The sequence below is a fragment of the Bacillus sp. T33-2 genome (assembly GCF_002860205.1).
GTDB lineage: Bacteria > Bacillota > Bacilli > Bacillales > Cytobacillaceae > T33-2.
The window spans coordinates 108,154-127,871 of the sequence record NZ_PGVB01000034.1 but is presented as its reverse complement, the minus strand read 5'-3'; the positions used below and the strand labels follow the sequence as shown (position 1 = coordinate 127,871).

The window sequence follows — 19,718 nt, the reverse complement described above, 5'->3', positions numbered from 1 at the left end:
AGAGCAGCTTGCGCTCTCTATTTTTTGTCAATGGCGAAATTAGTTGGTGTTTTCGCGAGAATGGCGCACGTTTTCGCGAGAATGGCCCATGTTTTCGCAAGAATGGCCCACGTTTTCGCGAGAATAAGTGTTATTTCCGCAAGAATGATGCTGTTTTTCGCGCGTATAGCCCTCTTTTCCGCGAGAATGCTGACAGCAAGAATCTTAATGAGCATAATGTCAGGCCCGACCTGCGTGTGGGAGGAAATCAGCCGGCAAATGCAGTGACTGTACTGATTCCTTTCAGAAGGGAGTTCCATTCATCGCTGCCTGCAAGCTGTACTTGAACAGGTCGTGCCTGCTTATCATTGTATTCAATCATCCACATTCCGCTTTGTGATGGAAGGAAAAAGGTGATGTTCTCCAGAGATGGATCCTCCTTGAGATCCGGGATATGAAAAAATGAAATATTGTATAGCATCCAGTTTTTTGACTGCAAATCACCAACAAAGCGTTCGTAGCCTTGTTGTTCTTCCTTAGAAAAATCACTCATAAAGCAGACCTTTTCTTGTGCAGCAGGGTCGCTCAACAAGTCGAATGCTTCATCGGACAGGCTGAAATGGATTGGGTCAGAAAGCTGGCCGTCGAATTCAAAAGAGTAATATTGTTTAATTGTTTCAGGAATCTCTTCATTTGTTATGTAGACAAATTCATGGATGATATCCCTGTGGATCGTATGGCTCAGCCAGCTCTGGCCTTCGAGATGGTGCAGCATCAGGACGCTCTCACGCGGCGCATCCGAGCAGCGAAGCATCCCTTTTGACTCGACATACTGCTTGATGAACTCCTGCATTTCATCAGCCAGCGGCACTTCGCCGCTTTCAAATTTTTCATCGTCCCAAAATCCTTTTACCATCAGTTGTCGGGAGGCAGATTCCATAATTGCTTCCCATTCCTCGGGACTTTTTTCACCAAGTGAGGCCTCCGCGATCCCTTTGGCGACATGTGGATAATCACACATCGTGACAAGCAGGGCAAGCTCCTCCGTCGAACACGTCATTAAATACTGCATTCTTGTTCCCCCTTACATAGTGGCTTGCTACAAAAGCAGCCAGCGCAAAAGATCTGAAATACTAAAGAAGCTAAAAATAAAGACGATTGAAATCCCTGTGATAATCAATAAATATAACAATTTTCTTTTAATCCAGGAATATTTTTTTCTTAACTTCTTATCGATATGGTAGCCCATCCCCAAAAAGGTATCGAGGAAGATGTTCTGCGCCTTGTCCAAAAAGCTTTCCGGCTTATCATAGTAGCCCCACTCATAGTAATCTGTCACAATTCTTCCGCCAATAAGGATTGCTAATGCATAGCCAACTTGCGTGGCCATTATGCCTCCGACTAAATACTCAACATAGGTTATAAAGGTTTCCATTCCAATACCTCTTATTGCTAATCCTATAAAAGCAACCATCTTAACAGCCCGAAAATTATGTTAAAGACAATAATAAACAGGATTGAAAGTAATAACAACATAATCAGAAGTAAAACTTTTCGAACAGCCCAGGAATATTTTAATAGCCTTTTATAAATATGGTAACCTGAACCAATCATCAAATTCATCCATATGTTCTGCGTTTTTTGTGTCCATGATTCGGGTCGATCATAGTAACCCCAGGCAAACCAGGACATCATCGATTCACCGAATACAAGGAGGGTAAATCCATAAACAATTTGAGCAACCATTAACATAGCTACCGCATATTCGGAATACTCTATTATAACTCCCATGGAAATAACCCCAACTCTACTTAATGATGATTAGCTAAACCAGCTTTTTACTGATTTAATAGCTTTGTCTACACCTTTCCCTATTTTTTTACCAATTTTTCCTCCAAAATCTTATACTGCTTCACCATATTTGGAGCTAGCAAGACCACCTAGTAAGCCCCCTACTGCACCTCCCACTGCAAAACCAATTGGCCCCCCAACAGCGGTACCAATTAAAGCTCCTGCCTTTTGCTCCAGCAGTAATTGCCAATGCATCAGTAGCAAGACCTCCAGCTGCTCTTCCTAACTTCTCACTAAACGAATTGAGTCTTGCATTTCTTCGTGAATTAGCCAAAAAAGGCAACACTTAATAAAGGTTCACCTTATTTAAGAAATCTGAATATCTCCTTAAGAAAAGTCACAACAGCATCCATCTGAGCAAATCGGAAATTGCCATAAAAATAAACATAAAGGCAAAGGATATTACCGTGATAATCACTAGAAAATATAGTTTTCTCCAGACCCATGGATATTTGCCCAATTTTTTGTATATGTAGTAGCCCATACCTATGAAACAGTCAAAGAACCAATTTTGACATCTTTGGTAAATTCCTTTTGGTTTTTCGTAATATCCCCATTCAAACCAGGTCATCATAGTCTCACCTAGCAGGAAGATACAAAAGGCATAGACTGCTTGGGTACCCATCATCATTGCTAACAAGTACTCAAAATAAGTTATAAAATTTTCCACAATAGAATTCATTTCCCCTTAAATTCTGACATTGTTTGTTTATGGTTTGTTCAGGAAAACCAGCTTTTTATGGATTTATATGCTGATTTAACTCCCTTTCCAATTTCTTTGCCTATTTTTCCACCGACGTCCTTGACTTTGTCTCCGATTGTAGAGCTTGCAATTCCACCAACAAGGCCACCAATAGCTCCTCCAACAACAATCCCGACTGGTCCGCCAAAGCTTCCAATTGCGGCTCCAATTTTTGCTCCTGCACCAATTGCCAAGGCATCTGTTCCAAACCCTGCAATAGCACGTCCAAATTTTTCGCTGAAGCCCATGTTCTTATTGCCGGGATCAACTAATTCGGCAGCATTGGAAGCAACTGAAATAAATGTGGCTACGCCCGGTATCCCTTTGGCGACATTCGTCAATCCCTTTGCTCTTGCTGCTGTCTGGACTAAATCCTTTGTCCCGAATTTTACTTTTTCAATATATTTGGTGCTGAAATTTTCCCCCTTCAAAATTCCACTTGCATTCTTTGGGAAACCCGCTAAATGCTTGAGGAGATGGGAAGGGGTGTTGTAAGTTGATACCCAACGGTGGAGCTGCTTCATTAATGCATTGGATGGTGTCCTACCTTTAAAGTCTTTAAGCCATTTTGCCACCTTTGAGCTATACCCGGTTTTGGCCGTCCAGGATTCCGGGGCCCGCACGGTAAAGCGGTAATCTCCTTTAAGCCTGTTCCAAAGTGAAGGTTTGCCGCCAAGATAATTGATTTCCAGATGCCTTGACCACCATGCAGTCACACCAAGCTTTAGAACCTGTGATCCTACCAGAATATTATCCCCCGTACTCATCTGCTGGTTGATATCCGCAAAGAAGTCCAGAAATGAGAAGGCGGTTTTCCCGGTTTCTTCCGCACTCAACTCGGTTGTAAGCTTCTTATAATCTGCGATATCATCCAACTGTCCGCTTTTGTATGCATTGATGGAAATCTTTTTCCCCTGGAACATGGACTGGATCGTTGAGACGTAATTTTTCATGATTTCGATGTCATGTTCAATGTAGGAGAGCTCTTTTGTTTGCTCCTGGTCGAATTTCACCAGCTTCTCAATGGACGTTTCGATATCTTTTTCGGCATTTCTTACCTGCTGGACGAAGTAGTGATCGTCAATCCGGGGCAGGGAGACGATATCATGAACGCTTGCCATGATGGCGTTCGCTTCGTCTGTAAGCTGAATGGTCGTATTTTTCGTTTTATTCAATCCGGCCGTAAGCTCGCCCTCCAGAAATTGTTGGTGGATAAATCCATCACTGGATGGTTCGACTTCTTCCAGCGCGTTCTTCATATTATCAAGGAATCGTGTGTATTCATCGATGAAATTCTCGAAAAATCGGAGAAAGGGGAGATGGGCGTCAGAATAGAAGGACCGGATCGCATCTGCGCCCTGGCCGCTGAAATATGTATGGGTATGAACAAAGTCGTATGCGGCGGTTCCTGTATTCTCCGCTTGTTCCCTTTTTTCTTTAAGGCTTTGCTTTAATTTGCTGATTGCGGATTCCAATTCGCTGACGTCTAATACTTTCATACGCAGCTGTGCACCTCCATCTAACGCATTTGGGCGATTTGTCCTGCAACCTGTTGGTCCGCTTCCTTCATGCTCTGGACTGATTGTTCGGTACCGTTGATATTTGATAATAATAAAGATTTATAGGAGACGAGAACCTGCTGAAGTAATTGGTTCAACTCGTCCAACTTCCTGGCAACATCGAGTTGAGTGCTTCCGAAAGCTCCGGCAGGGACAGATGTTTCCATGCTTTCGGCGGCAGCTTTAAATTGTGAGAGTGTTTCTTGGATTTCGCCATAGTTTATTTTAATTTCCGCGTTCATATAAATCACTTCCTGTCACAATAGTTCAAGGTTTTCGCTAGATTTATTTTGCCGCCTGGGCGCGTTCCCGCTCCCTCCGTTCTTCGGCCTCAAGGTTGGCAATGACTTGCCTGATTGACTGAATTTCCCCTTCGATCTGTATTATCTTTGTGGACAACGCGCCTAATGCCGCCGAAAACTGCGGGCCGATGATATCTTCGTAGCTGCCCATCATCGGGCCGTTACGGATCTGGTCAAATTCCGAAGCACGCATTCCTTTCCATGTGGCAGCAGACAGTTGAGGATCTGCCACCAGCCTTTTGTAGTAGTTAAATTCCTGTTGCGAGCCCTGCAATTCTCCCTGGCAATGTTGAAGACGCCGTAGCTGCTCCTTTTTTTCGCGTAGCAATTCATAATAGTATGGCAATGACATGAATGAATTCACCTCTTGCTCATTTTGATAACCAAATTGTCCAGTATGTACATCGATTTTTGTCTAATAAGTGAAAAATTTAGTCTATTTTAATATACCATAGGGGACAGGTTTGCAGTTTAGGGTTTTTGGTTTATTTTTCCTCTTGGCGTATAGGTATTTATACCCTTTTCTTCTCGGGTTGTTGCAAATCAATTAACTTCATATACCCTAATTGGCACGTAATTATTCCTATATTTAATAAAATAAAGGATAATATTAGGTAATTCGGATAAAAAGTTAAGCGTGTAATAAACAAGGGTGGTCCAGCCGTACATTTGGAAAAGGGGAAGCTTTCCGCCTAAGCGTTACCCCCCAGCCCGCAATATTATAGATTTCTATATAGGGAGGGAACCTTCGATGGACACACTTAAATCAGATACTATAGAAAAAAGCAGAAATCCTCACTAAATGTAAGAGTTTCTGCCTTTTTATTTGAAGCAACTGTTTCAGTGGCTTTTGGAAAACCACCCTCTTGTTTTCTTTTTCTCCTTCTGCAACCCATTCTTTTTTTGCCTGCTCCTGGAGATTATGCGATTTGCTCCATGCCAAGTGCCTCGTGATATGGGTTTAATGAATGGCGAATGATTTTTTCCATAAAAGTGTGATTTATTTCGGGCAAAAGCCTGCGGGCGTAGTCCCATGCATTTTGCTCGATCTTAAGCGCAATTGTGTTTTTTGCTAAATCGTTCGATGACTGGTCACTTATTTCGATTAAAGTCTTAAGCTCCGCGTCTTCCGCGTGGCCGAGCTCATGGGCAAAGACCACCATTACATAATCGGCCAGCAATTCCAGTGTAGAAAACAGTTGCAAGCATTGTGCTTTGATTTCTTCCATGTATAAAGTTACAGTATGAGTCCCTGTGGAGTATTTGCCACCGGCGAATCGGTTCCCTGGAAAAAATGACTCCAGTTTTACTTCAGCATTGCTGCCGGACCGTTCCAACAGACCTTGAACAAGGTTTTGTATTTGAATAATTTCCAATTTACATACCCCTATTTGAATAAATATAAATCATATTATATCCATTTAAAGGGGTAAAGAAAATACTTTTTTACCCCTTTTTAAACTTATTAAACATCCTTCTGAAAAATGTTCGAAATTTTTTCTGAACTCATGAACTGCAACCCCAGGCACTTTCCAAATGACAACCTCCGCTTTTCCCACAAAAAAAAGAACAGCCGCTAGCTGTTCTTTCCTGCATCGTCCATTTTTTGTTTTAGTTCCAATTCTAACTGCGTCGCTTTTTCGGCTTCTTTTTTGGAAACCCTCATAATCAGCCTCATCGTCACGACAGCGCCAATCAAGAATATCAAACAAGTAATAGCCGCAGGGACATATTCACTTTTATCTTCAGGAAAGTACAAGAAAAGTGACAGAACGAACCAGTGCATCATTTAGTCTTCCTTTCCGCCGAAATGCCAATCATTCCATCCAATATTATATCAATCCCTTTTCCAAGGAACCAACATTAGAAGATTTACTTCACGACCGTGACTTTTTTAATGACCACATCTTCTTCTGTCATTAGGACCAGCGGGCGTAGCAGCAATTTTGTCGACTACTTCCATTCCTTCAATGACCTGGCCAAACACTGTGTGCTTAAAATCCAGCCACGGGGTGCCTCCGTTTTCATATGCCTTGATGACATCGTCAGGATACCCAGCCTGTTTCATCTGTCCCTTCATATCCTCATCAAGAGAGTTGTTCTGGACAATGAAAAACTGGCTGCCATTTGTATCCGGACCGGAATTGGCCATCGACAAAGCGCCGCGAATATTAAACAGTTCCTTTGAGAATTCGTCCTCAAATGCTTTACCATAGATGCTTTCGCCGCCGGTGCCGTTTCCTTGCGGGTCACCGCCCTGAATCATGAAATCCTGAATGACGCGGTGAAAAATCAGGCCGTCATAATACCCGTTTTTGCTGTGGGTAATAAAATTCTCAACTGTCTTTGGCGCCTGTTCAGGGAATAGCTTAATCTTAATTATTCCCATCGTGGTTTCCATTTCCACCAATCGTTCGTTCTCCTGCACTTCAGTTATAAGCTGAGGATATTCTTTATCGTCAACTTCCTTATTTTCTGTTTCCGAAGCATTGTTTCCTTCTTTCACCTGGCCATCCGAATCCATACCTTTGCCTGTCCCGCATGCACCCATCAATAGCATTGCCACTGTTAACAAAGCAAAAATGCCTGCCTTCTGCATTTTATCCCTCCGGCTAAGTTTTGTGTTTCGATTATATATATCAAACTTTAATACATTCAGGCGTGCATTGCACTTTGTTTTTCTTTTCGGTTCGTTCATAATGAAAGAAAAATAGGGCCAGAAAGGATGAAGTAGTTACATGTCTGAATTACAGGTCGGCGAAACAGTGACCGCCATTTATAAAACAGGAAAGTACATAGGGGAAATTACAGAAGTGCGCCCCCAGCATTATTTGGTGCGTGTCCTGGGCGTCCTCAAGCACCCAATGCAAGGAGACCTCCATCATCCTAAAGACACAGATGTCGGAATTTTCCATGAGCGCAAGGCCCTGTCATTCAGGGAGCAGGCGAACGTTCCAAAACAGATGGCCAAGCCCTATGGTGAAGACATTCCCGACTACCTGGATTCACTGAGCGATGCGGTGGAAAAACTGCGAAACGAATTGAAAGATGATCCTTCCCCATGGGCAGTACAGAGCTTAAAAAACATTGAATCTTTGGAAAAAGATTATTTTAAATGATTCTCACCGTAGTCTATCTCCCCTCTCCATCGAGTGGGGAGATTTTGATTGTTTGTTACGTCACTACAGAGAATTTCGCAAAAAAAGCGAACAGCCTTCTAAAGCCGTTCGCTTAAATATTAACCCCAGATTTCCTTAGAAATATCTACAATATACTTCAGCTTATTCCATTGTTCTTCCTCGGTCAAAATATTGCCATGATGAGTAGAAGCAAAGCCGCATTGAGGACTGATGCACAGTTGCTCTAGCGGGACATATTTTGTTGCTTCATTCAAACGCGCTTTAATGTTTTCTTTATCTTCTAATTGACCATGTTTCGATGTGAACAGGCCTAGCACCACTTGGGGACCCCCAGTTGGAATGTGTTCCAATGGTTGAAAATCTCCAGAACGGTCGTCATCATATTCCAGGAAAAATCCGTTTACTTTTTCTTTTGCAAATAACGTTGGGGCGATTTTGGCGTAACTGCCTTCAAATGCCCAATTAGATCGGTAGTTACCACGGCAAAGGTGAGTCGTAACTATTAGATCTACCGGTTTATCTTCCAATACGCCATTAACCACACGTAATGCGAGCTCAATTAATTCTTCACGGGAAAAACCACTATCATTAAATGGAATTTCAGGAGCATTAAGGCCGGCTATGTAAACATCATCGAGCTGTAAGTAGCGGCAGCCTGCATCATAAAATGCTTTGATTGCCTCGCGATATGCATTAATAATATCATCGGCATATTCATTAATGTCTGGATAAATTTCATGGTTGCGGATACCCGCATTAAATAATTGGTTTGGACTTGGGATAGTTTGTTTTGGGATGGCACGGTCCCCAACGATTTCTTTAAATTCAATAAAGTCCTTTATATGTGGATGATCCGGATTAAAGGAAATTTTCCCATTAATACGCACATCGTACCTTTCCGTTTCCTCTCCTTTGAATTTAAACCCATGTTCAGGAATGTAGCCCTCTACCCCATTCAAATGTTCCAGAAAATCCGTATGCCAAAACCTGCGGCGAAATTCTCCGTCTGTAACAGCTTGCAGGCCTACTTCAATTTGCTTATCGACGATCTTTTTAATTTCCTCTGTTTCAATTTCATGCAATTGTTGTGGAGTAATGTGACCTTCCTGGAATTCTTTTCTCGCCTTATGAATTCTCTCTGGCCGCAATAAACTTCCTACATGATCTGCTCTAAATGGAGCTTTAACTAATGTTTTTGTCATATAAAATCCACTCCTGTTATTTCAATTTTGAACTAAAACCTTTTAATGACGTCGACAAAGTTCTTCTTCACCGGATAATGATTATTGTTATTTCTGTGATGCGCGATGGTTCTGGCGCGGCTTATCATGCTTGTTTTACTGTGGACAATAGATCGCCTCTTCAATTAATTTAAAAACCAAAAACCCCCCTTCTAAAAAATAAGAAGAGGGGTTATAAACACGAATGGATTACCTGCTCCTCTTATCTTGTAGCATCATGCTACTGGAATTGGCACAGTACTTTTAAAAAGTCCGCTGCCGAGGCTTCAAAGGGCCAGTCCCTCCACCTCTCTTGATAAGAAAAAATTGGAAATATTAAGTTATTAATTTTAATATATACTTTATAAGACAAACTGTCAACAATGAAATCAAAAAGCACGCCCTGAAGACTCTTTTACGCAAAAAGCCAGATGGCCGATAAAGGATCTGGCTTTTTAGGCGAAATTGTTAAACAGCTTGGAAAAATCAACCCGGTCACCTATTGTAGTTGGCTGGGGCTTTTTAAGGTACTGTTTGTCTCTCTCGACGAGCTTATAAATATGGAATGTAGTGATTGCGTCGTCCAGTGCACGGTGATGTCTTCCGATGCCCTCCCTGCCATACTCCTGGACTGCTTTCCAGAGCCCGGTCTGGTTCTGGTCCCCGAAAAACCGTTTGTATTCCATCGACAAATCTACTTCCCTGCCTGACAGTGGAAATGGAAGGCTTGCTTTCTGGCAATTATCGCGGAGTACTTTCATGTCCATGTTCCCCCATGTAACAACCACGCATGGTGCCTGCCCGGCCATTTTTTCCAGTTTGGCAGCAAGATTGTGCAATGTTATCCCACTGTCTACCTGTGCTTGGGAAATGTCCAAAAACGATTTGCAGCGCTCCGACAATTTTGGGAACAGAACCGGGATAACAAAGGAGGAAAATTCTTCGATAATATCGCCTCCTTCAACGGCCACAATCCCGGCCTCAATGATTTCTGGATAGAAGCCAGTTTGCCTGCCGTTGCGTCCGGGCATGGTAAACTCAAAATCAATAAATAACGTGCGGATCTTTTCCTTCATTCTTCCCCCAACTTTCCGAGAGCCTCTTTGTCTTTGATTATGCTATTCTGGTTCAGTACATTTTTATTATTATAGCATGCTGCTAATCTAATTTTCTTATTTTTCTGGAACTTTTTATTATGGATAGTTTACAACTGTTTTCCATATGATCCGTCGCTTCCTGATCATAGAAGCATCCTTCATGCTTATCACCTGAGCTTTGCTGTGCCCATACAAATATCATGAAAGATGACAGGACGGGTACATGAAAAAATCACAGGGGACTTTACATCCAGCTGCTTTTTCTATAGTATAGATAAAAAAATACACTTTTTGATGGAGGAGCCTGTCACTAAGGCCCCTTTCTGTCCATTTAAAAAAACGGGCCTGATATAAATCAGGCCCGTTTCATTATTTTATGAAAATATGGTCATTTGGTACATCTATAATCTTTACATACTCCCTTGGCATGAATACTGTATGCTCATGGCTTCCGGGTCTGGCATCCTGAACGGTTAGAGTAACGTTGTTTTGTATTTTCGGCTCGTTTGTTCCTTGTTTTTCCAAAGTCCATGCACCTGCCAGCATGATCAGGAGCACCAAGCCACAGACTGCCCATTTATGCACCATTTTTATACCACCATCCTACGGGCAGTATGGATTAATAAACAATCTTTTATTCATTAAATTGAACAGATGATCCCGGTTCATTAGAATTTCAACGCCAAAATCGCAACCTGGTTCATGGAGGGCCTGTTAGTTCTAAATTCGATGCCTTTTGGGAATATCTAGATAGAGTAAAATTCATATGACTGACGAAAGAGGAGGGATTTAATTTGTCTTTGCTTCATATTGCGATCATATCGCCATTGTTATTATCAATTTTTATTCCATTTCTGTATAAGTATGTCCATCGAGTGCATACCGGCTGGTTTGTCCTGCCGCTGCCGATTTTATTGTTTATCTACTTTCTCAGGTTCGTAGACCAAATAAAACATGGAGAATCAATAACGGAGACCGTACAGTGGATTCCTTCACTCGGTGTTAATTTTACAGCCCGGGCAGATGGGCTTTCATTATTGTTCGCACTGCTCATTTCAGGAATTGGCGCCCTTGTGATACTATATTCGGTATTCTATCTGTCACGTGACAAAGAAAAGCTTAACAGCTTTTACATATACTTGTTGTTATTCATGGGGGCCATGCTTGGTCTGGTTTTATCCGACAACATGATTGTGCTTTATACGTTCTGGGAGCTTACAAGCTTCTCTTCTTTCCTGTTGATCGGGTACTGGAACCAAAAAGAAGGATCCCGTTATGGTGCACAGAAATCAATGCTGATTACCGTCTTCGGCGGCCTGGCCATGCTTGGAGGCATGCTTCTTCTTTATCTTATTACTGGGACGTTCAGCATTTCTGAGGCCATTTCAAAGGCCCATGCAGTGTCCGGCCATGCTCTGTTTGTTCCGGCGTTAATATGTTTTCTGATAGGTGCTTTTACAAAATCGGCGCAATTTCCTTTCCATATCTGGCTGCCGGATGCCATGGAGGCGCCGACGCCTGTCAGTGCCTATTTACATTCAGCAACAATGGTGAAAGCAGGCATTTACCTGGTGGCACGAATGACACCTGTATTTGCCCAGTCAGGTTACTGGATATGGCTTGTGGCAGGCTTTGGCATTGCCACCCTGCTGTGGGGCTCCGTTTCTGCCGTCAAACAGACCGACCTTAAAGGGCTGCTTGCCTATTCAACCGTAAGCCAGTTGGGCATGATTATGTCGTTGCTTGGTGTCGGCGCGGCTGCGCTTCATTATGCAGAGTTTAAGGACAGTTTTTATACGGTTGCCGTTTCTGCCGCCATTTTCCATTTAATTAACCATGCCACCTTCAAGGGGAGCCTGTTTATGGTTGCAGGCATAATTGACCATGAAACAGGCACACGGGATATCCGAAGGCTCGGGGGCCTTGCAACCCTAATGCCGATTACATTTACCATCGCATTGACAGGGACTTTTTCGATGGCGGGATTGCCGCCTTTTAACGGGTTTCTCAGTAAAGAAATGTTCTTCTCAGGCATGCTTCGGGCAGCTGAATTAGATATCTTTAATTTTGAGACTTGGGGAATCCTTTTTCCTGTCCTTGCCTGGATTGCTAGTGTTTTCACTTTTCTCTACAGCATGGTCCTATTATTTAAAACTTTCACAGGGAAGCTCCAGCCGGAAAAACTGCCGGTCAAACCGCATGAAGCGCCTCTCGGGTTGCTTCTCCCGCCTTTCATTCTTGCATCTCTGGTGATTGTATTTGGCCTGTTTCCCAATATTCTCTCCCATAATTTGATTTCTCCGGCAATGGCTGCTGTCATGCCAGGATTGTTAGAGCAAGGAGAGGAGTTTCACGTCCACATTTCATTCTGGCACGGCTATACACCAGAATTGTTTATGACGATTGGTGTAATTGTTGTTGGCACACTTCTTTTTCTGACTTTGCCGAAATGGACAATAGTTTATAGGGTTTTTCCAGAATGGCTGTCACTGAACCGGCTTTACGATTTGATGGTGGAAAAGCTGCAAACAGGTTCAAGAGCCATCACACGTGCTTATATGAACGGCTTTATCCGGACATATCTTATCTATATTTTTTCTTTCTTCATTTTGGTCCTTGCAACCACGATCCTCGTCAAAAATGCATTCAAACTGGACACGGCAGATCTTGCACCTGTCCGGTTTAATGAAGTCGTGCTTGTGATCATTGTTGCAGTTGCATCAGTGAGCATTCTGTTTGCAAAATCCCGCTTGACGTCCATTATCCTCCTGGGCGCCATCGGGTACACTGTAGCCCTGTTTTTCGTGCTGTTCCGGGCTCCTGACCTGGCTTTGACCCAACTGGTGATTGAAACAGTCTCTGTTTCGTTGTTTCTGCTTTGCTTTTACCATTTGCCGAAGCTCAACAGGAATGAAGAACGAATCACGTTTAAGCTGATCAATGCAGTTGTGTCGGTTGGAGTTGGTGCCATAGTGACCATAATTGCCCTTTCCGCCCACAGCCAGAAATATTTCGATACGATAGCCGATTATTATGTGGAAAATACGTACAAAAAAGCAGGCGGAGAAAATATGGTCAATGTCATTCTCGTTGATTTCCGCGGCTTTGATACGATGTTTGAAATTTGTGTGCTTGGAATTGCCGCGCTTGGAATATATACAATGGTCAAGCTTCGGCTAACAAGGGGGAAAGACGAAGGATGAAAACAAATGATCTTATACTGCAGACAGTGTCAAAGATTATCCTGTTTGTGATTATCCTGTTCTCGATCCATTTGTTTTTCGCCGGGCATTACCACCCAGGTGGCGGCTTTGTCGGGGGATTAATGACGTCAGGGGCAATCGTGCTGCTGCTTCTCGCTTTTGATATCAAAACTGTCGGCAAAATTCTGCCGGTAGATTACAAGAAGCTAATCGGAATTGGTTTACTTTTCTCTGTCGGTACAGGGTTGGGAGCACTCGTTGTCGATCTGCCGTTCCTGACGCACGTATTCGGGTACGTAAACCTTCCGATTCTTGGGAAGACCTCGCTCCATACTGCGGTCCTTTTCGATACAGGAGTGTTTCTCCTCGTCATAGGGGTTACGATGACAATCATTCAGACGATAGGGGAGAGTGAATAATGGAAATATTCATGGCTTTTGCAATCGGGATCTTATTTATGTCGGCTACCTATTTAATGCTTTCAAAAAGCTTGCTGCGGATTATTATTGGTACCGGCCTGTTGAGCCACGGAGCCCATCTGCTCATTTTAACAATGGGGGGCTTGAAAAAGGGGGCGGCGCCTCTGCTTAGCGAACAAGCACCTTATGTCGATCCGCTTCCTCAGGCGTTGATTTTAACAGCCATCGTTATCAGCTTTGGTGTCACTGCGTTTTTCCTGGTACTTGCCTACCGGGCGTACCAGGAATTAGGAACCGACAATACGGACCGTTTGAGAGGAAAAGAAGGAAATGAGTAATCTGCTAATTTTGCCTATATTGATCCCGTTGCTAACGGGAATTTCCCTTATATTTTTCAGAAAGAACATAGCAGCAAACCGGGGAATTTCATTGGCCGGATCACTGTTTACCGTTGCGGCTTCTGTGGTGCTCGTTGACAAGGTGTTTCACGAGGGCATCCAGACGTTGAATGTAAGCAATTGGGAAGCGCCTTTCGGGATTACACTCGTATCCGACACCCTATCCGCGCTTTTAGTGCTTTCGACAAGCATCATTGCTTTTGCCTGCGTGCTCTATTCATTTTGGTCGATAGGTGAGGAGCTGGAAAGATTTTATTACTACCCCGTTCTTCAATTCCTGATTGTGGGGGTAAACGGGGCTTTTACAACCGGCGATATTTTTAACCTGTTCGTATTCTTTGAAGTTATGCTGATGTCTTCCTATGTGCTGCTCGTCCTGGGAGGCACAAAAATCCAGCTGCGTGAATCAATTAAATACATCCTTGTAAATGTCATTTCATCGGCACTGTTTGTCATTACGGTAGCATATTTGTATTCAGTTGTCGGGACCCTTAATATGGCACATATATCGGTAAGGATCAGCCAAATCGGACAGCCTGGAATCATAACAGTCATTGCTGTTTTATTTTTAATTGTCTTTGGCATCAAGGGAGCGATTTTTCCGTTATATTTCTGGCTGCCCGGGTCATATTATGCCCCTTCTGCGCCGGTAATGGCCCTGTTTGGCGCATTGCTTACAAAAGTCGGGGTCTATTCAATTATGCGGACTTACACTTTATTTTTCTATCACGATACCGGGTATACATTCGGATTGCTCCAGATTCTCGCGGTCCTTACGATTGTTGCCGGAATCATTGGAGCAGTAGCTTATTGGGACATCAAAAACATTATTATCTACAATGTCATCATTGCTATCGGAGTCATCGCCTTTGGAGTATCAGTTTCCACCGAAGAATCGTTATCAGGTTCGATTTTTTATTTAATACATGACATGATTATAAAAGCAGCCTTATTTATGCTGATAGGAATCATGATTAAAATAACAGGCACAAGCAATCTCCGTAAAATCAGCGGATTGCTCAGGAATTACCCCGGCCTGGGCTGGACGTTTTTCATTGCGGCGCTCGCGCTTGCCGGAATTCCTCCATTAAGCGGTTTCCCCGGCAAACTCCTGATTGTCCGTTCCGGATTCGCCAGCGGGGACTACTGGGGGGCGGGGATAGTTTTGATGTCCAGTTTGTTTGTCCTGTTCTCGGTAATGAAAATTTTCATTAATGGGTTCTGGGGTCCGGTGCGGGCATACGAGCACAAAGAAGCACCTGTTAAATGGCTGCTCATTTCCCCAGTGCTTTTGGTTACTTTGGCTGTAATGTACGGTTTGGGAACGGAAGCGGTTTATCCGTTCATTTCCAAGGCAGCCGAAACGTTGACCAATCCGGAAATTTATATCAATGCAGTTTTAAAGGAGTAGTGGGCCATGGCTTTCCAAATATTATTAAACTTCATTCTTGCGTTTATATGGATGTTTCTCCAAGGCTCCTACGACCCGGCTGCGTTTTTCGTCGGATATTTGCTGGGCCTGCTCATCATTTATACATTCAGGCGCTTTTTTAAATCAAGGTTTTATGTTCACCGCGTTACCGCTGTGCTGAATTTATTGTATATCTTTATGAGGGAACTGGTCTTATCGAATATCGCGGTCCTGAAACTCATTTTGAAGCCGCAACTCGATATCAAGCCCGGCATTTTTGCGCTCCCGACAGACCTTACCGAAGATTGGGAAATAACGATACTCGCAAATTTAATTACATTGACTCCTGGTACACTTGTAGTGGATGTTTCAGCTGATAATAAAATTCTCTATGTTCATGCCATGGACATCGACGATGCGGAGCAATCCATTAAAAGCATCAAGGATTCATTTGAGGTGGCAATTATGGAGGTGAGCAGGTGATGTTTGAAACGATTATTACGATTTCGCTTTTCTTCATATCCCTCTCGATGCTTGGGTTGATCTACCGAGTCATAAAAGGGCCATCTGTTCCTGACAGGGTAGTCGCCCTTGATTCAATCGGCATTAATCTCATCTCCATCATCGCACTTGTATCGATCCTGCTCAAAACAAGCGCGTTTTTGGATATCATTCTTTTGCTCGGAATCCTCGCTTTCATAGGAACGGTGGCCTTTTCAAAATATCTGGAAAAGGGGGTTATCATAGAAAATGATCGAGATAGTTAGAGTAATTGTTGGATGCTGTGTTGTAACTGGAGCTTTGTTAAGCCTTGTAACAGCGTTTGGGTTAATCAGGCTTCCTGATGTCTATACCCGGAACCATGCAGCTTCCAAAAGTGCCACAATGGGAGTCATGCTTGTGCTGCTCGGTGCTTTTCTTTATTTTTATACAGAGGAAGGGTACGCCGACGCAAGACTTATTCTTGCGATTTCCTTTATCTTCCTGACGTCTCCTGTTGCCGGCCATCTGATAAGCAGGGCCGCCTACAATTCAGGAGTAAAGCTGTGGGGCCATAGCGTACAGGATGACTTAAGAGAACATCGGCTTGTTCAAAACAGTAAAGAACACTTGCCTGCTTGCGAACCCCGCGAGGCGGACACAAAGTCGCAGCCTTAGTTTTCCTGACCGCTTTTTGTTTTGCAAGGTTGTACCAATGCAGTTTACATATCTTTGAAATTCATTTTTTCCATAACCTCCTGGCAGATGCAGGCGTATAGTTAAGCTGTGACTGAGGTTTTTCCATGAAAGTGGGCCGGGATTATCTCCGTTTAGCTTCACAGAAAACCTGGCTGTCAAAAAAAGCAGCTGCAACAGCTGCTTTTAGCTTTTCCTTTTGATGACGGCCATCGTGCACCTTGATACACAGATAAGCTTACCCTCTTCATCGGAAATCTTTATATCCCAAACCATGGTTGTTCTGCCCTGGTGCAGCACTGTGCCAACTGCGGTAACGACACCATCCTTCTTGGCACGGATGTGGTTCGCATTGATTTCAAGGCCGACGACGGCCTCGGTGTCTTTGTCGACCAATTCAAAAGCACCGACGCTTGCCACCGTTTCAGCCAGCGCAACAGAAGCACCGCCGTGGAGCAATCCAAAAGGCTGCCTCGTTCTGTTGTCAACCGGCATCGTAGCGGTTACCTTTCCTTTTTGCAGCTCCGTAATTTCAATCCCGAGCGCACCTATCAATGTATTATTTACATCCATTTGATATCCTCCCCTATTGAATATAGATATTGTTCTTACTGCAGGCTGCGCCATATCATCAACCGTCGAACACTTTCACCTTTTCCCGTTTCTTTCGGATTATTTTAATGGCAATGAAACCTGCAATTCCAGTAAGTATAGCCATTAAAAACAATTCCTTGCCGTATTTTTCTATTGCTCCTATATTGTCTCCGAATAAATATCCCAATGTAAAGACAATGGCCAGCCATACTAAAGCGCCTGAATAAGCAAACACGGCAAAGGTTTTGAAAGAGAGCCTGCTGAAACCGTACAAAAGCGGCAGAAAATTTCTCACTCCAGGGATAAAGTAGCTTAATGACAGTGAAAAGGCGTGGTGTTTTTCCATCAGCTTCAATGAAGACTCAATCGTATGGGCAAATCGTTTCCGCCTCTGTAAAACTTTTAACAGGCGCCTGCCCAGCAGCCGGCCGAGTATGTACGACGTAGTCACGGCGGCGGTGATTCCCGCGTAAGTAACGAAGAAAGCGATAAACGGATTCATGGCTTTCATGGACGAGGCAAGGCCCACTGTCATAATGATCATTTCATTTGGAATCGGAACGCCAAAAATCCCGAACCACAGCCATAAAAACAGTCCGATATAACCGTTGTCTTCAATGACATTTAAAATGATATCCAAGTCCACCGCCATTCCTCCCTTCGTTATCATTTGGAAGGCGTATTTAATAAGTATATTTCTGTATGAGTTCTATGTTTCCTTCCCTTTGCCCTCTTTTTTTAGATTTTAATCATTGAAAATACTTCGGTAGCCCTACACGAGTCGAAACTTAAGATATAGTGCCTCATGAGCTCCGCATCAAGGCCAAATTAAATTTCGCCAGCATAAAAAAACAGCCCGAGCGAGCTGTTTTTTGTGTATATTTTCTATTAATACGGGTATCCGTAGCCATAACCATAAGGCCCAAAACCGCCATATGGCGGATAGTATGGATACTGATAGAATGGGCGCGGATAAAACAAAGCACTGCCCACCAAGCCCCCGAGCAATCCTCCAATAAACGGCGCGCCCCAGAAGAACCGGCTGCCCCCATAATATGGCCTTCTCAAATTATTCATTCGGGTTTCCTCCTTTCCCTGCCTACACTACTAATATGCGGAAACCCATGATTATGAGTGGGGTTTTCACCCAGCCAAGCCACACCGGACATAGAAAATTCCCCCGTGGCACACCCTTACAAACGTTCTTCCAGATCGGGTTATGCCAACGCTTATGAAGACTCGTACGGCCTCAACCGCATGCCTTTCAAATGTGCTGCCATACCGGATTGAGCCTGGATTGAGCGAAGCTAATGCATATTTGTACGGCAAATAACCACTTGCCGTACAAACTTTCCATCACATCTGGCCTAAGCCAATGCCTGGTTTAAATCAGCGATAAGGTTTGCCCCGTTTTCATGGCCGACCGCCAGGCGGATCAACCCCGGGCTGATATGTTCCTTCTGAAGTTTTTTCACATTGTTCCCATAGTTCGGAGACCAGACAAGGCTTTCAGCTGAGCCCCATGAAACGCCGATCTGAAAAACCTCCAGTTTACTGATCACCTGCTTGATTCCCTCATACGCCGCATTTTTTAATTCGAAGCTCATCAATCCTGAATATCCTCTCAGCTGTGCTTTGCCCAGCTCATAATCAGGATGTGACGGCAGGCCCGGGTAATGGACGGCGCTGACAGAGGGATGTGACTGAAGGAATTGGGCAACTTTCATTGCGTTCTCTTGATGGACTCTCATTCTTGCCGGCAAGGTCTTGATGCCTGCAATCAATTTCGAAGCCTCAGATGGCGGCATAATTCCGCCGTGAAGCAAATATTCCTCCGCAAACAACTTTTCCATTATTGATTTACTGGTAATGACTACCCCTCCCATCAAATCACTATGGCCGCCCAGGTATTTGGAGGCGGAATGGACTACAATATCAATGCCCATTGTTAGCGGTTTTTGATATAGAGGGGTTGCCCATGTATTGTCTACGATTGTCCTGATACCATGTTGTCCGGCTATTTTGGAAATCCCCTTCAAATTGAGCAGTCTCAGATTCAGGTAGGATGGAGTTTCTGCAAAGATAGCCGTTGTTTTGGCCGTTATCGCTTTTTCAATCTCTTCCAGGTTAGTGGAATAGATGATTGAATATTCAACCCCAAATTTCTGCAAATAGGATAGCAGCTTAAGTGTTGTAGGATAAATATGCCCCACGCATAAAACATGGTCCCCGGTAGTGGTACTGTTCATGAGCGCTGCACTTATCGCTGCCATCCCTGATGCAAAACAAGTACATTGATCCCCCTGTTCCAATGCTGCCAATTTCTTTTCCGCGGCGGCCACGGTCGGGTTTTTTCCCCGGCGGTAAACATAATTGTGCTGCTGGTCCGCCTCAGCCCGCGCCAAACCCTCGAAGTCGGGATACACAAACAATGTATTATTATATACAGGCGGAAACAAGGCTCCACCAAAACGATGAGGTTCATCAGCGTAATGAATGCATATGTCTTCATCTCTGGAAAAAGAATCGTAGCACACCTCGGGCCCTCCATATAAAATATTGCCTACGGAGGCACAATGATAGTGCTTTAAAACTCTGTAAGCCATATAGCTATTATTCACTGTTAG

The 19,718-nt window shown here is 43.6% G+C and carries 25 protein-coding genes, 1 pseudogene and 1 riboswitch; of the genes and pseudogenes, 8 read left to right on the top strand and 18 right to left on the bottom strand.

The genetic code is table 11. The features are described from left to right. Positions 1-17 precede the first annotated feature (17 nt). The 11 genes and pseudogenes from CVD19_RS20580 to CVD19_RS20530 form a co-directional block, all read right to left on the bottom strand. Positions 18-215 (bottom strand): hypothetical protein, encoded by a 198-nt coding sequence (locus CVD19_RS20580; RefSeq protein WP_101585061.1) that lies wholly within the window; start codon positions 213-215, stop codon positions 18-20. 32 nt (positions 216-247) lie between these two features. Then, a complete protein-coding gene (locus CVD19_RS20575) occupies positions 248-1,051 on the bottom strand; it encodes a hypothetical protein (RefSeq protein ID WP_101585060.1) in 804 nt (267 codons plus the stop codon). A 27-nt stretch (positions 1,052-1,078) separates the two neighbouring features. Further along, positions 1,079-1,414 carry a hypothetical protein gene (locus CVD19_RS20570; RefSeq protein WP_101585059.1) on the bottom strand — a complete coding sequence of 112 codons (336 nt, stop codon included), beginning with the start codon at positions 1,412-1,414 and terminating at the stop codon, positions 1,079-1,081. Between the two features lie 23 nt (positions 1,415-1,437). Next, positions 1,438-1,770, bottom strand: coding sequence for a hypothetical protein (locus CVD19_RS20565; RefSeq protein ID WP_101585058.1), 333 nt, complete (start codon positions 1,768-1,770; stop codon positions 1,438-1,440). Between the two features lie 111 nt (positions 1,771-1,881). After that, entirely contained in the window at positions 1,882-2,025 is a 144-nt protein-coding gene (locus CVD19_RS24280; RefSeq protein WP_142383552.1) for a glycine zipper domain-containing protein, read from the bottom strand. 525 nt (positions 2,026-2,550) lie between these two features. Continuing rightward, a complete protein-coding gene (locus CVD19_RS20555) occupies positions 2,551-4,071 on the bottom strand; it encodes a ribonuclease YeeF family protein (protein WP_101585056.1) in 1,521 nt (506 codons plus the stop codon). Positions 4,072-4,091: 20 nt separating this feature from the next. Beyond that, positions 4,092-4,373 (bottom strand): YwqI/YxiC family protein, encoded by a 282-nt coding sequence (locus CVD19_RS20550; RefSeq protein ID WP_101585055.1) that lies wholly within the window; start codon positions 4,371-4,373, stop codon positions 4,092-4,094. A gap of 43 nt (positions 4,374-4,416) precedes the next feature. Continuing rightward, positions 4,417-4,785, bottom strand: coding sequence for a YwqH-like family protein (locus CVD19_RS20545; RefSeq protein WP_101585054.1), 369 nt, complete (start codon positions 4,783-4,785; stop codon positions 4,417-4,419). Positions 4,786-5,353: 568 nt separating this feature from the next. Further along, positions 5,354-5,809, bottom strand: coding sequence for a hypothetical protein (locus CVD19_RS20540; RefSeq protein WP_101585053.1), 456 nt, complete (start codon positions 5,807-5,809; stop codon positions 5,354-5,356). A gap of 200 nt (positions 5,810-6,009) precedes the next feature. Further along, entirely contained in the window at positions 6,010-6,222 is a 213-nt protein-coding gene (locus CVD19_RS20535; RefSeq protein WP_101585052.1) for a hypothetical protein, read from the bottom strand. An 83-nt stretch (positions 6,223-6,305) separates the two neighbouring features. Continuing rightward, positions 6,306-6,834 (bottom strand): annotated as a pseudogene (locus tag CVD19_RS20530) (peptidylprolyl isomerase). Between the two features lie 337 nt (positions 6,835-7,171). On the opposite strand from CVD19_RS20530, the gene CVD19_RS20525 reads away from it, so the two are divergent. Further along, positions 7,172-7,552, top strand: a complete 381-nt coding sequence (locus tag CVD19_RS20525) for a kinase-associated lipoprotein B (RefSeq protein ID WP_101585051.1) — start codon at positions 7,172-7,174, stop codon at positions 7,550-7,552. A gap of 119 nt (positions 7,553-7,671) precedes the next feature. On the opposite strand, the gene CVD19_RS20520 is transcribed toward CVD19_RS20525, so the two are convergent. From CVD19_RS20520 to CVD19_RS20510, 3 genes are all read right to left on the bottom strand, one after another. Next, positions 7,672-8,775, bottom strand: coding sequence for a 5-methyltetrahydropteroyltriglutamate--homocysteine S-methyltransferase (locus CVD19_RS20520; protein ID WP_101585050.1), 1,104 nt, complete (start codon positions 8,773-8,775; stop codon positions 7,672-7,674). 238 nt (positions 8,776-9,013) lie between these two features. Further along, positions 9,014-9,116: riboswitch (SAM riboswitch) on the bottom strand. 132 nt (positions 9,117-9,248) lie between these two features. Beyond that, on the bottom strand, positions 9,249-9,869 hold the full coding sequence (gene kapD, locus CVD19_RS20515; protein WP_101585049.1) for a 3'-5' exonuclease KapD: 621 nt from the start codon (positions 9,867-9,869) through the stop codon (positions 9,249-9,251). A gap of 390 nt (positions 9,870-10,259) precedes the next feature. Next, positions 10,260-10,478 (bottom strand): hypothetical protein, encoded by a 219-nt coding sequence (locus tag CVD19_RS20510; protein ID WP_101585048.1) that lies wholly within the window; start codon positions 10,476-10,478, stop codon positions 10,260-10,262. 206 nt (positions 10,479-10,684) lie between these two features. Here CVD19_RS20510 and CVD19_RS20505 point away from each other — a divergent pair, with 206 nt between their 5' ends. Genes CVD19_RS20505 through mnhG form a run of 7 tightly spaced genes read left to right on the top strand, consistent with a single transcriptional unit; the run spans position 10,685 to position 16,479 of the window. Continuing rightward, the gene (locus CVD19_RS20505) at positions 10,685-13,093 is read left to right on the top strand and encodes a Na+/H+ antiporter subunit A (RefSeq protein WP_101585047.1); all 2,409 of its coding nucleotides are present in this window, start codon (positions 10,685-10,687) and stop codon (positions 13,091-13,093) included. After that, entirely contained in the window at positions 13,090-13,512 is a 423-nt protein-coding gene (locus CVD19_RS20500; RefSeq protein ID WP_101585046.1) for a Na(+)/H(+) antiporter subunit B, read from the top strand. The genes CVD19_RS20505 and CVD19_RS20500 overlap by 4 nt, the downstream gene beginning before the upstream one ends. Next, positions 13,512-13,850, top strand: coding sequence for a Na(+)/H(+) antiporter subunit C (locus CVD19_RS20495; RefSeq protein WP_101585045.1), 339 nt, complete (start codon positions 13,512-13,514; stop codon positions 13,848-13,850). Before CVD19_RS20500 ends, CVD19_RS20495 begins: the two co-directional genes overlap by 1 nt. Further along, positions 13,843-15,321: a Na+/H+ antiporter subunit D gene (locus tag CVD19_RS20490; RefSeq protein WP_101585044.1), complete on the top strand. Its 1,479-nt coding sequence runs from the start codon at positions 13,843-13,845 to the stop codon at positions 15,319-15,321. The genes CVD19_RS20495 and CVD19_RS20490 overlap by 8 nt, the downstream gene beginning before the upstream one ends. A gap of 6 nt (positions 15,322-15,327) precedes the next feature. Then, positions 15,328-15,804, top strand: a complete 477-nt coding sequence (locus CVD19_RS20485; RefSeq protein ID WP_101585043.1) for a Na+/H+ antiporter subunit E — start codon at positions 15,328-15,330, stop codon at positions 15,802-15,804. Positions 15,805-15,851: 47 nt separating this feature from the next. Further along, entirely contained in the window at positions 15,852-16,088 is a 237-nt protein-coding gene (locus tag CVD19_RS20480) for a Na(+)/H(+) antiporter subunit F1 (RefSeq protein ID WP_374702912.1), read from the top strand. Next, on the top strand, positions 16,072-16,479 hold the full coding sequence (gene mnhG, locus CVD19_RS20475) for a monovalent cation/H(+) antiporter subunit G (protein WP_101585041.1): 408 nt from the start codon (positions 16,072-16,074) through the stop codon (positions 16,477-16,479). The genes CVD19_RS20480 and mnhG overlap by 17 nt, the downstream gene beginning before the upstream one ends. A gap of 204 nt (positions 16,480-16,683) precedes the next feature. On the opposite strand, the gene CVD19_RS20470 is transcribed toward mnhG, so the two are convergent. From CVD19_RS20470 to CVD19_RS20455, 4 genes are all read right to left on the bottom strand, one after another. Beyond that, complete coding sequence (locus CVD19_RS20470) at positions 16,684-17,070, bottom strand: hotdog fold thioesterase (protein WP_101585040.1); 387 nt, start codon at positions 17,068-17,070, stop codon at positions 16,684-16,686. A 58-nt stretch (positions 17,071-17,128) separates the two neighbouring features. Continuing rightward, positions 17,129-17,737: a DedA family protein gene (locus tag CVD19_RS20465; protein ID WP_101585039.1), complete on the bottom strand. Its 609-nt coding sequence runs from the start codon at positions 17,735-17,737 to the stop codon at positions 17,129-17,131. Between the two features lie 242 nt (positions 17,738-17,979). Continuing rightward, positions 17,980-18,168: a hypothetical protein gene (locus CVD19_RS20460; protein ID WP_101585038.1), complete on the bottom strand. Its 189-nt coding sequence runs from the start codon at positions 18,166-18,168 to the stop codon at positions 17,980-17,982. Between the two features lie 290 nt (positions 18,169-18,458). Further along, entirely contained in the window at positions 18,459-19,628 is a 1,170-nt protein-coding gene (locus CVD19_RS20455) for a trans-sulfuration enzyme family protein (protein WP_257985218.1), read from the bottom strand. Positions 19,629-19,718 lie beyond the last annotated feature (90 nt).

What these genes read in the sequence shown, in the direction of transcription:
- CVD19_RS20580 (WP_101585061.1), bottom strand. Translation starts at nt 215, where the DNA reads ATGCTCATTAAGATTCTTGCTGTCAGCATTCTCGCGGAAAAGAGGGCT.
- CVD19_RS20575 (WP_101585060.1), bottom strand. Translation starts at nt 1,051, where the DNA reads ATGCAGTATTTAATGACGTGTTCGACGGAGGAGCTTGCCCTGCTTGTC.
- CVD19_RS20570 (WP_101585059.1), bottom strand. Translation starts at nt 1,414, where the DNA reads ATGGAAACCTTTATAACCTATGTTGAGTATTTAGTCGGAGGCATAATG.
- CVD19_RS20565 (WP_101585058.1), bottom strand. Translation starts at nt 1,770, where the DNA reads ATGGGAGTTATAATAGAGTATTCCGAATATGCGGTAGCTATGTTAATG.
- CVD19_RS24280 (WP_142383552.1), bottom strand. Translation starts at nt 2,025, where the DNA reads ATGCATTGGCAATTACTGCTGGAGCAAAAGGCAGGAGCTTTAATTGGT.
- CVD19_RS20555 (WP_101585056.1), bottom strand. Translation starts at nt 4,071, where the DNA reads ATGAAAGTATTAGACGTCAGCGAATTGGAATCCGCAATCAGCAAATTA.
- CVD19_RS20550 (WP_101585055.1), bottom strand. Translation starts at nt 4,373, where the DNA reads ATGAACGCGGAAATTAAAATAAACTATGGCGAAATCCAAGAAACACTC.
- CVD19_RS20545 (WP_101585054.1), bottom strand. Translation starts at nt 4,785, where the DNA reads ATGTCATTGCCATACTATTATGAATTGCTACGCGAAAAAAAGGAGCAG.
- CVD19_RS20535 (WP_101585052.1), bottom strand. Translation starts at nt 6,222, where the DNA reads ATGATGCACTGGTTCGTTCTGTCACTTTTCTTGTACTTTCCTGAAGAT.
- CVD19_RS20525 (WP_101585051.1), top strand. Translation starts at nt 7,172, where the DNA reads ATGTCTGAATTACAGGTCGGCGAAACAGTGACCGCCATTTATAAAACA.
- CVD19_RS20520 (WP_101585050.1), bottom strand. Translation starts at nt 8,775, where the DNA reads ATGACAAAAACATTAGTTAAAGCTCCATTTAGAGCAGATCATGTAGGA.
- kapD (WP_101585049.1), bottom strand. Translation starts at nt 9,869, where the DNA reads ATGAAGGAAAAGATCCGCACGTTATTTATTGATTTTGAGTTTACCATG.
- CVD19_RS20510 (WP_101585048.1), bottom strand. Translation starts at nt 10,478, where the DNA reads ATGGTGCATAAATGGGCAGTCTGTGGCTTGGTGCTCCTGATCATGCTG.
- CVD19_RS20500 (WP_101585046.1), top strand. Translation starts at nt 13,090, where the DNA reads ATGAAAACAAATGATCTTATACTGCAGACAGTGTCAAAGATTATCCTG.
- CVD19_RS20495 (WP_101585045.1), top strand. Translation starts at nt 13,512, where the DNA reads ATGGAAATATTCATGGCTTTTGCAATCGGGATCTTATTTATGTCGGCT.
- CVD19_RS20490 (WP_101585044.1), top strand. Translation starts at nt 13,843, where the DNA reads ATGAGTAATCTGCTAATTTTGCCTATATTGATCCCGTTGCTAACGGGA.
- CVD19_RS20485 (WP_101585043.1), top strand. Translation starts at nt 15,328, where the DNA reads ATGGCTTTCCAAATATTATTAAACTTCATTCTTGCGTTTATATGGATG.
- CVD19_RS20480 (WP_374702912.1), top strand. Translation starts at nt 15,852, where the DNA reads ATGCTTGGGTTGATCTACCGAGTCATAAAAGGGCCATCTGTTCCTGAC.
- mnhG (WP_101585041.1), top strand. Translation starts at nt 16,072, where the DNA reads ATGATCGAGATAGTTAGAGTAATTGTTGGATGCTGTGTTGTAACTGGA.
- CVD19_RS20470 (WP_101585040.1), bottom strand. Translation starts at nt 17,070, where the DNA reads ATGGATGTAAATAATACATTGATAGGTGCGCTCGGGATTGAAATTACG.
- CVD19_RS20460 (WP_101585038.1), bottom strand. Translation starts at nt 18,168, where the DNA reads ATGAATAATTTGAGAAGGCCATATTATGGGGGCAGCCGGTTCTTCTGG.